Raw genomic sequence first — 13753 nt, 5'->3', positions numbered from 1 at the left:
CGTTAAGACTACGATCAGCGTTCAGTGCCGCTTCTCCCGAATTCCGATTCCCCGGTTCCAGCTGAAACGGCATCGCGCAGTCGAGGACCCGAGGAAGTCACGCATCGCCTCTTGAATTCGGCGATCAGCGTATTCAGCGAGCGCGGCTACGAATCCGCGACCGTCTCGGATATCGCCCGCAGGTGCGGTCTGACCACCGGGGCCATCTACGCGCGTTGGCCCACCAAGCGCGAACTGTTCACCGCTGTCATCGAGCACACATCGGCGCAGCGAATGCTGCTGTTGATCAAGGATACTGAGGCGACCACTGCCGAGAAGCTCACGATGCTCGGCGCGGCGCTGTTCATATCGACACGCGATGACACTCGCAACCTTTGGATCGAGGCATGTGTCAGCGCCAGCCGGGAACCGTGGCTGCACCCGGCCGTTGCCCAGTGCCAGGAGGCAGAAGCGGGCGATCTCGCGGAGATCGTGGCCGAAGGCAAGGCGACCGGCGTCATCGACCCGTCGTTGAGCACCGATGCTGTCGTCTTCTTGTGCCAGGCACTCGGCCTTGGCACCTATCTGACCATGCGTGTTCAGGCCGAGGAGCGGGGTCGCCCAACCGATGACGACTGGTCCGAAGTCGTGGCTCGGCTCATCCGAGCAATCAGACCGGGGCACTGAGTCGAGCCGGCGGGAGGCAGTACGGCTGCTCACCGTGCTGCTCGTACGGCTGCTCGTGGTGGCAGCAGCCGCCTGCAGCAGCGAAGACGTTGCGCCGACAGCTGGCCCAAGTGGGCATCGCCTCGCTGCGCTTCGACGACCGTGGTGTCGGCGGATCTTCGGGCGACGGTCTGGAGGCAACCATCGAGGACCGAGCCTCCGATGTCGAAGCAGCCGTCAAGCTGCTCCGCTCCCGAGACGACCGAGGCCGGCAGCATCGGTCTGCTCGGTCACAGCGAAGGCGGCATGGTTGCGCCGTACGTGGCCAACCGGTCTGACATCGTCGCATTCGTCGTTCTTCTGGCCTCTCCCGCCGTGCCGGGCAATGAACTGCTCAGGACGCAGCAGCTCGATCTTCTGAGGCTGGCATGGTGCTTCCCGCCATTGACTATGCACGAACGGGTCCAGATGTCGTAAAGGCGCATAGCTATGGCTTGGTAGATGATGCGTACCACGCTTCGCCGTACGAACTAAATCTCGGACGCTTTGTGGACTTCAACAAGGGTGACTTTGTCGGAAGAAACGCACTCCTTACTGAAAGTCAAGCTGGAGGCATCGGACGTCGTATTTGGGCCATGAGAGTTGATTGGCGTCAGCTTATTTCGTCATACTTGGAGCGTGATGAGATGCCCATCGTCAACGGTAAAATTCGGCGTATCCCCCCTATGCAATTGCTGAGTGGGGGTGACGTCACTGGATTCGCGACGAGCATCGGTTGGAGTTCGAATCTCAAGGAAATAATCGGGTTCGCCCAATTGCCGGCTTACCTAGATCCTCATGATGCTGTATTCCTGAGATGGGATGAGAGTGAACAACCGATCGATGTTCCGATTTCTCTCTCGAGACTGCCGTTCGTGAAGCCGTCGCGAAAATAGGAGGCACGACCGGCTCGGCATTCCCGGTTTGAGCTTCGCCGACGGACCGCGGGGCTGCGTGGTCGGCCGTTGCTCACCGAGGTGCTGCGCGACGACTGGGGTTGGAACGGGCTGGTCGTCACCGACCTCATCATGGGGCTCCGCGACCCTGTGGCCGGCTTGCCCTTGGGTGGCGACCGAGGCTCCTTGCGGCTGCATCCGGGCGATGAGCAGCTCATCGCTGACGCTCGGGCTGCGTGCGACCGGGTGATCGTGGCAGTCATGTCGGGAGGCGCAGTGGTGATGCCCTGGCTCGACAGCGTCGCGGCCACGTTGATGGTGTGGTACCCCGGGTCCGAAGGCGGCAACGCGTTGGCCGACGTGCTGCTGGGCCAGGCCGAGCCCGGCGGGCGACTGCCGTTCGCCGTGCCGCGCGACGAGCGCGAGCTCACCGACTTCGACCCAGAGGCCGAGACGGCGACCTACGGACTGCTGCACGGCCAGTGGCACCTCGACGCCAAGAGCACTCCGGCCCACCTGCCCTTCGGACACGGCCTCGGCTACACCGCGTTCGAACTCGGCGATGCTCGCCTCGACGGCGACGAAGTGATCGCCACTGTTAGGAACACCGGTCTGCGTCCCGGTTCCGCCGTCGTGCAGGTCTATGGCAGCGTGCCCGATTCTGTTCACGAACGTCCTGCGAAGCGGTTGGTGGGCTTCGCCAAGGAGCGCATCGCCCCCGGAACTGCCAGCAACATGCGAGTCCGGATCGACCGATCGCTGCTTGATCTGCGCATCGATGGCGAATGGCACCGCGAGGACCTGCCGATCGAGTTCTCCGTGGGGTTCGATGCCGCCACGGCCCGCCGCCTCTCAACCTGAATCCACCTGCTGAGCCGCTTCGCGATCAGCTTGCTCTGCGATGCCCGGCTTGGCAACGACCACCCGGGGGCGGCTGTGGATGGCCGCATGTGCCGCCTCGACTCGTCGGCGCTCCGCATGTGCCCGACGTCGGAGCAACGGTGGCCTTGCTGGGCGTTGACAGCGTCAGGTTCTGAGCAGATTGCTGGCGCACTGATTCGTTGAAGGCGTCCATCATGTCGCGGCACTCGAACACGCGGTTGCGGCGACCAGCGCTTCGTTGCTCCAAGACGCCTGCGTCGGCAAGTCGGGCGACCGCTCGTTGGGCTGTTCGCTTGTCAACCCGCAGCAGGCCCATTGCGCTGTCGACGGTGATCACGGGGTGCTGAGGGAGTTGCTGCAGCAGGCGGAACGCAGCGCTCGAGGTTCGAATGCTCGACGAGCGAGCCTGATGGACCCATCGTTCGGTGAGCGATTCGACGTGCGAGGTGAGCCTGCTCCGCAGAACGCAAGCATGGTCGGTCGCCTCAGCCAGTAACTCGATCCAAGGCCGGATTGCCTGCGACCGCTGAGGTGCATCAGGCGCACAGACGACACGAGTCAGGTCGAGCGCGTCGAAATACCGCTCCTTGTTGAGCATCAGCGACGAACTCACCGGCAGCGCTCCGCTCCCGATCACCCCGTCGCGCAGGTACATGTACTGGATCAGTGCACGGCCGGTTCTCCCGTTCCCGTCGGGGAAGGGGTGGACTGTCTCGAACTGGGCATGAGCGATCGCTGCACGCACGAGCGGTATTCCGTCGCCGTTGATGAACTCGATGAGGTCTTCGAGCAGATCGTGCACGAGTTCCGGTGGCGGGCCGACATGGCGAGCTTCGAGCGGGCCGCCAAGGGCGCCGCCGCCGACCCAGTTCTGCCGGTCGCGGAGCTGCCCGGCGATCGGGTCGTCGTCCCCCATCAACGTTGCGTGGATCTCGCACAACGCATCGATCGTCAGGTCTGCGCTCGATGCTGCCAACTCACTCGCCTTCCTTGTTGTCGCGACGTTGCGCAATGCCTCCATCTCGGGAAGGGGCGGCTGGGTGCCAAAGAGGCTGAGTTGCGCTTCCGCCCGGGCAACCCGACGAGCTGACGGCCGGATCTCTTCGATCGTGCTCGAGGCGATGCTCTCAGCTCGGTCCAAGAGCCACTCCGAAGCCAACCCTGGAGCGCCCGCTGTCGACTGCGCGAGGTCCTCGCATCGCTGGGCCGCAGCGGTAATCCGCTGCCATGTGTCAGCGTGCAGTTCCGGTGCCCATCCGCTGATCAGATGAGGGACGAAGGCAGAGAAGACCTGCTCTTTCGGGTCGGTCGGTCGCGCTGCGCGAGACGTGAATGTCCGGTCGTCCCAGAATCGCTGCTGGTTCCAACCCACGATCGTGCCCTTCCGAGTTGTCGCTCTGACGAGTTTAGCGACATTTCAGATGTTATTTGACGATGAATTGTCGTTCGGACTGCTCCTTCTCTGTGGTCACTCTGACCCCCCCATCCAGGTACCCGCAATTGCAGGTGACATGGCGTTCGCGGCCGTACTTACGCTGCGAACGGTTCGGCCCTTTCGAGGGTCGCGACGACGGACGACCTGGGGGTAGCGGTGGCCATTCCAGTACCGGACTTGGACGAGCTTCGGGCGATTTCGCAGAACTGGAATCTGGGACTTCACGACGACGAGCTCTCGGTGTATCAGGCGCTGATCGAAGGCACGCTGGGGTCATACGAGTACGTCGATGCGATGTACGACGCATCCAAACCCGCTGCGCCGGAGCGTCACAGCTACCACCCGGCTGAGGGCGACAACCAGCTCGGGGCCTGGTACTTCCGGTGTGAGCTCCGTGAATCCGAGTTCGGTCCGCTGACGGGAAAGACGTTCGCCATCAAGGACAACGTGGCGGTCGCTGGAATCCCGATGATGAACGGCTCGCGCATCGTCGAAGGCTACGTCCCCACCATAGATGCCACTGTCGTGACCCGGATCCTGGCTGCGGGGGGAACGATCCTGGGCAAATCAGCATGCGAGGATCTGTGCTTCTCAGGCGCCAGCCATACGTGCGCCACGGGTCCCATTCGCAACCCCTGGGACACGTCGCGAACCTCAGGGGGTTCGTCGGGTGGCAGCGGCGCCCTGGTGGCTGCTGGCGAAGTGGACATGGCCATCGCTGGCGATCAAGGCGGTTCGATCCGGATGCCTTCAGCGTTCTGCGGCAACGCCGGGCTGAAGCCAACCTTCGGCCTTGTCCCCTACACCGGCGCATATCCGATCGAGTGGACCATCGACCATCTGGGCCCGATCGCACGAAACATGGCAGATCTGGCGGCATTCCTCACCGCGATCGCCGGTCCTGACGGCCACGACCCACGCCAACCCCATGCGCCATCGGGCATCGACTACTCCGCCGGCATGGATGGCGGGATCGAGGGTCTCAGGGTTGGCGTCGTTGCCGAAGGATTCGGATGGGAGGGACTCAGCGACCCCGATTCCGACTCACTCGTGGAAACTGCCGCTCATCGTCTCGCGGACGCCGGAGCAATCGTCGAGACCGTCTCGATCCCCGAACACCGAGACGCGCTGCATGTCTGGAACGTCATCGCAACCGACGGTGCCATGTGGCAGATGATTCGAGGCAACGGCTACGGCATGAACTACCGAGGCCGGTTCGACCCCGAACAGATCGAGCACTCCCATCGAGGCTGGAAGGCCAAAGCCCAGCTGACATCGAAGACGCTCAAGTTCGTGATGCTGTGCGCGGAGCACACGATCTCCCATACCGGTGGCGGGGCCTATGCGCGAGCCTCCAACGTTCGCCCGCAGATCAACGCCGCCGTCGACGCGGCGCTCGCCGACTACGACATACTGTGCTATCCGACGCTGCCGTTCTCGGCGAAAGAAATCCCATCGAGTGACGCCCCGATCGACGAGTACGTGGCGCGTGCGCTGGAGATGATTCCCAACACGGCGGTTTCCAACGTGACCGGCAATCCTGACCTGACGATTCCGGTCGCAGCAGGCCATGGCATGCCGGTCGGCATGAGCATCGTGGGCAAGCAATGGGATGAGTGCACGCTGATTCGGGTAGGTCGTTCCTATGAGAAGCTTGTGGGCGGATTCGCCCTATCTCCGGTGGCAAGAAAGAGGCTCGACGGCTGAACGAAGAGCACACGAACCGTGCTCTATCAATTGGGGAAGCGTTGGTCTCAGAGCGCGAGGGAGCCATGACTGAAGTCAGGCCCAGGGGGAACGGCACCAGGGGCAGCGACGCTGTCGGCCTTGAGGATCTCGAACGGCTCGCGGATCTCAGCGAGACGCTCGTCGGATTCCTCGACCCGGGAGCGCTCGCCCAGCACACCGCCACGATGCTGCATCGCCTGCTGGGGCTCCCGCTCGTTTCAGTGGCCGTACGTGACGGCATGTCGCACTACGCGATGCGCGGCGTCCATGGCGCACGCACCGACCGTTTCCGCCAAGTTCAGTTGTCGACGGGCGAAGGCATGGGCGGCAGGGTGATGATCGAGCGGCAGCCGATCGAGGTGGAGAACTACACCACCGACCCGCGCATCACCAATCACTTTTCCGACGTGGTGTCCGCTGAGGGGCTCGGCGGCATGGTGGCTGTGCCCGTCGAGTACGACAACGAGCTCGTGGGAATCCTGTACGGCGGCCTGCGCTCCATCGGGTCGATCGGCGACCGATCCAAGGTGCTGCTCGAAGAAGCCGCCTTCAACCTGGCGCCGATGATGGCCGCCTCGATTCGAGCCGCCACTGCCATCCGGCGGCACGTCGATGCCGAACGTCAACGCATTGCGAGCAATCTCCACGACGACGTGAGCCAGCTGCTGTTCTCGATCAGCGTTGCCGCACAATGTCTGCGCGATGGCGGCAGCGAGAGCCAATCCGCGATCGCCGAGCGCATCGAGCGGCAAGCTCAAGAAGCAACCCAACGCATGCGCCAGGCCTTCAAAGTCACAGAGCCCAGCGTGTCCAGCGAGTCCGCGACCGTTGCGCTGCAGAGCGAGATCGACGACTTGGCCGGCAGATCGGGGCTCATGGCGCACTTCGTAGTGCGGGGTGCAATTCGTCCGATACCGCAACGAGTCGAGGCTGCTCTCGTCAGCATCGCCCGCCAAGCCTTCTTCAATATCGAACAGCACGCGCAAGCGTCGATGGTCGTCGCGACGCTGGAATTCAGAGACGCAGAAGTCTCACTGGTCATCCAAGACGACGGCCACGGACTGCCGGAGGAATTCCAGCTGCTGGTGGTCCCGTCGGGCGACCGGCACTGGGGCTTGGCCTCGATGCTGCGACGGGCACAGCGCCAAGGCGGCGACTTCGAGGTGCGGCCCGGAGAGGACGGCGGGACGACGGTCCGCATCACGATGCCCGTCGGCGAGCATCAATGACCGCTTCGGTACTGGTGATCGACGATCATCCTGTGGTGATTGAAGGGGTCCGCCAGCTGTTGGCCGGCGAGCTGGACTTCGACATAATCGGCGAGGCCACCAACGGCGACGAAGGGGTGGTACTGGCAAAGTCGCTGACACCTGACCTGGTGCTGTTGGACTTGAAGCTGGGCGACTGCTTCGCACCGCACCTCTGCCGGCTTCTGTCTGACGTCTCGCGGACGTCTCGCATCGTAATTCACACAGCCTTCGATGACCGGGAACCGCTGCGGGCCTGCCTGAACGCGGGCGCGGTGGGAGTCGTGCTGAAAGACGCCAGCAATCTGGTGGACGCACTGCGCCGCGTGATGACCGGAGAGATCTACGTGGATCCGTCGCTTGTTGTGGACCCGAAGGTTCGGGCGCTGCGGCTCGGAGAGGAAGGCGGCGTGTACGAGTCGCTGACCCTGCGGGAATACGAGGTCTTGTGTGTCATGGCGCTGGGCCGCACCAGTAAGGAGATCGCGGCCGAGTTGCATCTCGCGGAGAACACGGTGCGCAGCTACACCCAAGCGCTGCTGTCGAAGCTGCACGCACGAAACCGCATAGAAGCCGTGGCGATAGCTCGCGAGTTGCGACTCCTTTAGCCAGCACCTGCATTCGCGCGTAGTTGCGCGAGACCCTGCAATCGCGTGTGTCGGCGCATCGAGCTTGCGAAATAAGCACTGTGCAGAACACGCCTCAGATGCATCGCGCCGGAGGGGCCGCATGGTGCGGCGCCTGTGATCGATGACTGAAGCGTCACGAAGGGGAGACCAGTTCCTATGTCTGCAAATGCAAGCGTGGCCAGGCCCCGCGCCCGGAGTCACCTATACAGACTCGCTGTCGCACTCGTCGCGCTCGGACTGACGGCGACGGCATGTACCAGCAGCGATGATGCCGCCGAACCAGCGACTGAAACCGCTACGGCCGCCGACGCGGGCGCTGCCGACACTGCTGCGGGGGCCACCGAGACCACGACTGCGGACATGGCGGACGACGAGGCCGCGGCGCCAACCGAGACAGAGCCGATCCGTGTCGGCAGTCTCCTCGACGAGACGGGACCGCTGAACATCTACGGCACGCCGATGGCAGACGCCACGCGGCTCGCGATCGCCGACATCAATGCAAAGGGCGGAGTGCTCGGCCGTCAGCTCGAGCTCGTGGCACTCGACTCGAAGTCTGATCAGAACGAGTACATCGCCGGAGCCGACCAACTGGTGGCCCGAGACCTCGCCGTGGTCCATGCCGGCATCACCAGCGCTTCGCGTGAGGCGATCCGGCCCATCTTCGACGAGGCCGAGTTGCTGTACTTCTACAACGTCCTCTACGAGGGCGGCGTGTGCGACCGCAACACCTTCGTCACCGGAGTGGTGCCGACCCAGCAGCTGCAGGTGCTGATCCCGTGGGCGATCAAGAATATGGGGCCACGCCTGTACGTGCTCGCCGCGGACTACAACTACGGCCAGATCTCGGCCGACTGGGTGCGTGAGTACGCAGCGGAGAACGGCGGCGAGATCGTGGGCGAGGACTTCTTCCCCCTCGACGTCGCCGAGTTCGGCACCACGATCTCCGAGGTGCAGAACGCCAGCCCCGACGCGGTCGTGTCACTGCTGGTCGGCGGCGCTCACATGTCGTTCTACAGCCAGTACAACGCGGCCGGGGTCAACGCCGACATCCCCATCGTGTCGACGACGTTCGGACTGGGCAGCGAACAAGTCGCACTCGATGCAGCCTCCTCGGAAGGAATCGTCGTCGCCTACCCGTACTTCGAAGAACTCGACACCTCTGTCAATGCAGCATTTGTCACTGCTTGGCAGAACGAGTTCGGCGGCGACTACCCATACATCACAGACCTTGCTGTCTATGTCTGGGAGGGGTGGCACCTGTGGGCTGACGCTGTGAACGCCGCAGGGACCTTGGACCGCGACGCAGTGATCGCACAACTCGAGAGCGGTGTCAGCTTCGGCAGCCCGAAGGGCGAGGTGAGCATGGACGGCGGATCGCACCACCTGATCCAGCCGGTCAGCCTGGCCCGTGCCAATGCCAGCAACGGCTTCGACGTCTTCGAGACGTTCGACAACATCCCGCCGTCGTTCGAACAGGACGTCTGCGATCTGATCGCCAGCCCCGACACGAACGAACAGTTCACTCCCTGATCCCTCCCGGCGGGGCCAGCGACATGCAGTCGCGGGAAGGCGCCAACACCCCTCGGCGCTTCCCGCGACTGCCTCATGAATCCGAAGAACAACGGAGCACGCCGAGCCGATGGCCTTCGACCGACTCTTCAACCTCGGCTTTGATCTCACCACGACGATCTCGGTGCTGGCCTTGGTGTCCATCGGGTTGGCAATCACCTTCGGCATGCGGGGGATCATCAACCTCGCTCACGGCGAGTTCATCATGCTGGGAGCCTTCGCCACGCTCAGCGGGGTTCGCAACGGACTCAACGTCTGGGTCGCGATGCTGGTCGCTTCGCTGGCCGTTGGCGTGTTCGGCATCATCGTCGAGCGGTTGCTCATCCGATGGCTCTACGCCCGCCTGACCGACACGATGCTCGCGACCTGGGGGCTGTCGCTGATCATGGTCCAGGTCATCGAGAACCTCTACGGATCGGTGACCGAGGGCATCGCGGTGCCAGTCGGCAACTTCAACGTCGGCAGCTATTCGATGTCGACCTACAACGTCGTGCTGATGGGGGCTGCTGCGGCGTGCGTACTGGTCACCTACGGCGTCATGCACCACACCCGCTACGGGCTGCATGCGCGAGCGTCGGTGCAATCCTCCACCATGGCCGAGAGCCTCGGCGTCAATACGTCCCGGGTGAACATGTGGACGTTCGGGTTTGGCGCAGCGCTGGCCGGGGCCGCTGGTGCGCTGCTGGCTCCGCTCGTCGGCGTCATCCCGACCATGGGCCAGACGTTCGTGGCCCGCTCGTTCATGACGGTGATCGTCGGCGGGCCGGCCTTTGTCGCCGGGCCCGTGTCGGCCAGCGGGCTGCTGGGGTTCATTGAGAACCTCAGCACGAACTGGTTCACACCGGTGATTGGACAAGCCATGCTGCTGATCGCGGCGATCGTGATCCTGCGGTTCATGCCCCAAGGCCTCACCGGCCGTCGGAGCCTGCGATGAACGCCTTGCTGGCGCGGCTCAGCGCACCAGGCGGGGGAACCGCACATGGAAGGCTGCGCACGGACCTTGCCGGCGCCGCCGCTGCGTTTGTCGCAGCTGCGGTGCTGGCGAACTTGGTGCAGGAATTCACCGCGTTCGAGTGGTCGCTGTGGGCTACCCAGGCGATCCTCGCGCTGTCCCTGACGCTCGTATGGGGACAGGGCGGCATCTTCAGCCTTGGCCAAGCGGCCATCTACGGCATCGGCGGCTACACCTACGGGTTCTGGGCCATCAACTTTGCTGACAACACCGGCGAGACCATCACTGCAGTAGTGGCCGCAGTCGTCGTCGGGTCGATCTTCGCAGCGCTTCTCGGCTATTTCATGTTCTACGGCAACGTCACTGACGTGTATGTGGCGATCATCACGCTCGCCACGAGCCTGGTGCTGTTCGCATTCGTGAACTCGACATCGGGCACTGCGTACCGCATTGGCGACGCCCCGTTCGGCGGATACAACGGAATGACTCGCATTCCTCGCCTCACATGGCGGCTGCCAGGCGCCGACAGCCACGTTCTCACCCGGACGCAGTTCTTCTTGGTGTGCGTCGCCGCTGGATTGCTCATCGCGGTGATCATCCGGGTCATCGCGCGACGGCCGTTCGGGCGGATCGCCGTCGCGCTGCAGCACAACGAGTTGCGCACAGAACTGCTCGGCTACGACGTGCGCTGGCACAAGCTGGCGCTGTTCACCATCGGTGGCGCCATCGCAGGACTTGCAGGCGCCCTGTTCGCGGCGTGGGGCCGGTTCATTAGCCCACCGGTGTTCTCGCTCGCTCCGGCGGCACTAGTGGTGATCTGGGTGCTGGTAGGCGGCCGCACGAGCGTCGCCGGGGCAATTGTCGGAGTGCTCGTCGTCAAGGGCTTCTCGTCCTGGTTCGGCGGTGCGAGCGGTGACAACGAGCCGATCGTTCTCGGACTGCTGCTGATCGTGATCGTGTTGGCATTGCCTGGCGGAATCGTCACCGGCTTGGGTCGGGTCCGCATCTGGTCCCGGAACCGCCTAGCCGGCAGTGCTCGCCAGCTTGCTCACCAAGGCGTCGTGGCAAGAGACGGCGCCGGTGGTCAACGCGGCACCGGTGCGACCGCGCTGCGCGACGCCATCGAGCAGCCAGCGCGCCGTATCGCAGCTCGTGACGTAACGAGACGATTCGGCGGACTGGCAGCGGTGGACGACGTCACGTTGGAGTTCCCGCCACGGGGCGTGTCGTGCCTCATCGGACCCAACGGCGCCGGCAAGAGCACGCTGCTCGCATTGCTGTCGGGCCAGCTGCGCGCCACATCGGGATCTGTGACGCTCGACGATCATGACCTGACGAAGTGGCATCCCTACCGCAGGGCCCGCAGCGGCATCGGCATCAAGCTGCAAGTCGCTTCCATCTACAAGACGTTGACGGCACGGGAAAACCTCTGGCTCGCGTGCTACGCAAAGGCTCGCACTGTCGAGTCGGCCCGGAACCGTTCGGCGGACCTGCTCGAGTGGCTCGGGCTCAGCGACGACGCCGAACGTCCCGCCGGCACTCTGTCCCACGGCCAGCAGCAATGGCTGGAAATCGGCATGGTCGTCGCGGGCGATCCAGGCATCGTGCTGCTCGACGAGCCGACGGCTGGAATGACACGAGACGAAACCGAGCGCACCGCCAGCCTCGTGACTGAATTGGGCGAACAGGCATCCGTCATCGTCGTAGAGCACGACATGGAATTCGTGCGCCAGCTTGGCGCGCCGGTCACCGTGCTCCACATGGGATCAGTGTTCGCTCAAGGCACCTTCGGGGAGCTGTCAGACGACGAGCGCATCATCGACATCTACTTGGGAGGGAGCCACGCCGATGCTGCAAGCGACTGATCTGCGTGCCGGGTACGGAACCGCGGCGGTCCTCCACGGCGTCGACCTGTCCCTAGAAGCCGGAGAGCGCGTTGCCGTCCTCGGACGCAACGGCGTCGGCAAGACAACGCTCATGCGAACCATCAGCGGCGCAGTCGGCTGCACCGGCGGGACCCTGACCTTCGAAGGCACCGATCTCACGCCGCTCAAGCCCTACGAACGCGCCCGCATGGGCATCGCCCACGTGCCACAAGGCCGGGACATTTTCCCGAAGCTCACCGTGGCAGAAAACCTCAAAGTGGGAGCCGCGGCAGTCGGGCGCTCCAGCGACAGCAGCCTCGACGAGATCTACGACGAGTTCCCCCTCCTGGCAACCCGTCGCCGGGCCCGGGGCGGCAACTTGTCCGGCGGCCAGCAGCAGATCCTGGCGCTCGCCCGCGCACTTGTCTCCGAGCCGAGGCTGCTGCTGCTCGACGAGCCCTCCGAAGGGATTCAGCCGTCGATTCTCGATCAGATCGCGGAGGTCATCGACCACATCAACTCCAAGCGCGGCATTGCCGTCCTCGTCGTGGAGCAGAACCTCGACTTCGCCGCCCGCATCGCCCGCCGGGGTCTGATCATGGAGAAGGGCGAGATCATCGAGAGCCTCGACATCGCGGAGCTTCGCAACGATCGGGACCTTCAACGCAAGTTCATGGCCCTGTAGACGCCAGCCCGTTGATCCAGACACGAGGTGTACAGCGCCATGCAATTCACCGACGAGCAGAACCAATTCCGGTCCGTCGTGCGCGACTTCGCGAACGCCGAGATCGCCCCCTACGCGGCGGAATGGGATCTCGACCACACCTTTCCCACGGACACCGTCAAGGCGATGGGCGACCTCGGGCTGTTCGGGCTGATCTTCCCGGAGGAATTCGGCGGAGCAGAGGCGGACTTCACCACTCTGTGCATCGCCATCGAGGAAGTAGGCCGTGCCGATCAGTCGCTGGGGATCACCTTGGAAGCGGCTGTCTGCCTCGGCGCCAAGCCCATCTTCGAGTTCGGATCAGACGCACAGAAGCACGAGTACCTGCCCGACTTAGTGGCCGGTCAAGCGCTCGCCGGGTTCGGTCTGACGGAGCCCGACGCCGGCTCGGACGCCGGCGCGACCAAGACACGCGCCACGCTCGACACCTCAGGCGACCAGCCGCACTGGGTGATCGATGGATCGAAGTGCTTCATCACGAACTCGGGCACTGATATCACCAGCCTGGTCACGGTGACGGCGCGCACCGCCGACGGCATCTCGACCATCATCGTGCCCTCCGGCACCTCTGGCTTCGTCGTGGAATCGGCATACCACAAGATGGGATGGCACGCATCGGACACCCACGGGCTTCGGTTCGACGGATGCCGAGTGCCTGAATCCAACCTTCTCGGGGCGCCCGGCCGAGGGTTTCAGCAGTTCTTGGCCACCCTCGACGACGGGCGGATCGCCATCGCGGCACTCGCAGTCGGGTTGATTCAGGCGTGTCTCGAAGAATGCACGGCGTACGCGAACCAGCGGATCGCATTCGGCAGGCCGATCGGCAGCAACCAAGCGGTCGCATTCAAGTGCGCCGACATGGCGGTAGCCGCTGAAACAGCTCGACAGGTGACCTACGCCGCTGCGGCACGCAAAGACGCAGGACTGCCGTTCAAGAAGGAGGCAGCCATCGCCAAGCTCTATGCGACAGAGGCAGCTGTGGCGGCGACCCGCGAAGCGACGCAGATCTTTGGCGGCTACGGCTTCATCGACGAAACCCCTGTGGCGCGGTTCTATCGCGATGCGAAAATCCTGGAGATCGGCGAAGGCACCAGCGAGATTCAACGAATCGTAATTTCGCGCGAACTCGGCCTCGGCTGAGA

The 13753-nt window shown here is 64.0% G+C and carries 12 protein-coding genes; 11 read left to right on the top strand and 1 reads right to left on the bottom strand.

Annotation, left to right across the window (positions count from 1 at the left end):
- Positions 1 to 111 precede the first annotated feature (111 nt).
- The 3 genes from ACPXYO_RS04630 to ACPXYO_RS04620 all read left to right on the top strand — a co-directional run bounded on the left by ACPXYO_RS04630 (position 112) and on the right by ACPXYO_RS04620 (position 2441).
- On the top strand, positions 112 to 666 hold the full coding sequence (locus tag ACPXYO_RS04630) for a TetR/AcrR family transcriptional regulator (protein ID WP_423917035.1): 555 nt from the start codon (positions 112 to 114) through the stop codon (positions 664 to 666).
- A 201-nt stretch (positions 667 to 867) separates the two neighbouring features.
- Positions 868 to 1122, top strand: a complete 255-nt coding sequence (locus ACPXYO_RS04625; RefSeq protein WP_423917033.1) for a hypothetical protein — start codon at positions 868 to 870, stop codon at positions 1120 to 1122.
- A gap of 527 nt (positions 1123 to 1649) precedes the next feature.
- Positions 1650 to 2441 (top strand): glycoside hydrolase family 3 C-terminal domain-containing protein, encoded by a 792-nt coding sequence (locus tag ACPXYO_RS04620; protein ID WP_423917031.1) that lies wholly within the window; start codon positions 1650 to 1652, stop codon positions 2439 to 2441.
- 25 nt (positions 2442 to 2466) lie between these two features.
- Here the strand turns inward: ACPXYO_RS04620 and ACPXYO_RS04615 are convergent, their stop codons facing one another.
- Positions 2467 to 3834: a Fic family protein gene (locus ACPXYO_RS04615; RefSeq protein WP_423917029.1), complete on the bottom strand. Its 1368-nt coding sequence runs from the start codon at positions 3832 to 3834 to the stop codon at positions 2467 to 2469.
- A gap of 219 nt (positions 3835 to 4053) precedes the next feature.
- On the opposite strand from ACPXYO_RS04615, the gene ACPXYO_RS04610 reads away from it, so the two are divergent.
- The 8 genes from ACPXYO_RS04610 (at position 4054) to ACPXYO_RS04575 (ending at position 13751) form a co-directional block, all read left to right on the top strand.
- Positions 4054 to 5604 carry an amidase gene (locus ACPXYO_RS04610; protein WP_423917027.1) on the top strand — a complete coding sequence of 517 codons (1551 nt, stop codon included), beginning with the start codon at positions 4054 to 4056 and terminating at the stop codon, positions 5602 to 5604.
- A gap of 65 nt (positions 5605 to 5669) precedes the next feature.
- The gene (locus tag ACPXYO_RS04605) at positions 5670 to 6854 is read left to right on the top strand and encodes a histidine kinase (protein ID WP_423917025.1); all 1185 of its coding nucleotides are present in this window, start codon (positions 5670 to 5672) and stop codon (positions 6852 to 6854) included.
- Positions 6851 to 7480 (top strand): response regulator, encoded by a 630-nt coding sequence (locus tag ACPXYO_RS04600; protein WP_423917023.1) that lies wholly within the window; start codon positions 6851 to 6853, stop codon positions 7478 to 7480. The genes ACPXYO_RS04605 and ACPXYO_RS04600 overlap by 4 nt, the downstream gene beginning before the upstream one ends.
- Positions 7481 to 7657: 177 nt before the next feature.
- Positions 7658 to 9031, top strand: coding sequence for an ABC transporter substrate-binding protein (locus ACPXYO_RS04595; RefSeq protein WP_423917021.1), 1374 nt, complete (start codon positions 7658 to 7660; stop codon positions 9029 to 9031).
- Positions 9032 to 9140: 109 nt separating this feature from the next.
- Complete coding sequence (locus ACPXYO_RS04590; RefSeq protein WP_423917020.1) at positions 9141 to 10004, top strand: ABC transporter permease subunit; 864 nt, start codon at positions 9141 to 9143, stop codon at positions 10002 to 10004.
- Positions 10001 to 11887: an ATP-binding cassette domain-containing protein gene (locus tag ACPXYO_RS04585; protein WP_423917018.1), complete on the top strand. Its 1887-nt coding sequence runs from the start codon at positions 10001 to 10003 to the stop codon at positions 11885 to 11887. Before ACPXYO_RS04590 ends, ACPXYO_RS04585 begins: the two co-directional genes overlap by 4 nt.
- Positions 11871 to 12572 carry an urea ABC transporter ATP-binding subunit UrtE gene (urtE, locus tag ACPXYO_RS04580; RefSeq protein ID WP_423917016.1) on the top strand — a complete coding sequence of 234 codons (702 nt, stop codon included), beginning with the start codon at positions 11871 to 11873 and terminating at the stop codon, positions 12570 to 12572. Before ACPXYO_RS04585 ends, urtE begins: the two co-directional genes overlap by 17 nt.
- Before the next feature lie 39 nt (positions 12573 to 12611).
- Positions 12612 to 13751 (top strand): acyl-CoA dehydrogenase family protein, encoded by a 1140-nt coding sequence (locus tag ACPXYO_RS04575; protein WP_423917015.1) that lies wholly within the window; start codon positions 12612 to 12614, stop codon positions 13749 to 13751.
- Positions 13752 to 13753: the final 2 nt, after the last annotated feature.

Origin of the sequence: Candidatus Poriferisodalis sp., from assembly GCF_965237655.1 — a bacterium.
Lineage (GTDB): Bacteria > Actinomycetota > Acidimicrobiia > Acidimicrobiales > Poriferisodalaceae > Poriferisodalis.
Note: the sequence above shows the minus strand (reverse complement) of the source record. Positions and strands in the feature narration are given on the sequence as shown.

Coding starts and splice junctions, on each gene's coding strand:
- ACPXYO_RS04590 (WP_423917020.1), top strand. CDS start 9,141: ATGGCCTTCGACCGACTCTTCAACCTCGGCTTTGATCTCACCACGACG.
- urtE (WP_423917016.1), top strand. CDS start 11,871: ATGCTGCAAGCGACTGATCTGCGTGCCGGGTACGGAACCGCGGCGGTC.
- ACPXYO_RS04600 (WP_423917023.1), top strand. CDS start 6,851: ATGACCGCTTCGGTACTGGTGATCGACGATCATCCTGTGGTGATTGAA.
- ACPXYO_RS04605 (WP_423917025.1), top strand. CDS start 5,670: ATGACTGAAGTCAGGCCCAGGGGGAACGGCACCAGGGGCAGCGACGCT.
- ACPXYO_RS04595 (WP_423917021.1), top strand. CDS start 7,658: ATGTCTGCAAATGCAAGCGTGGCCAGGCCCCGCGCCCGGAGTCACCTA.
- ACPXYO_RS04585 (WP_423917018.1), top strand. CDS start 10,001: ATGAACGCCTTGCTGGCGCGGCTCAGCGCACCAGGCGGGGGAACCGCA.
- ACPXYO_RS04575 (WP_423917015.1), top strand. CDS start 12,612: ATGCAATTCACCGACGAGCAGAACCAATTCCGGTCCGTCGTGCGCGAC.
- ACPXYO_RS04625 (WP_423917033.1), top strand. CDS start 868: ATGTCGAAGCAGCCGTCAAGCTGCTCCGCTCCCGAGACGACCGAGGCC.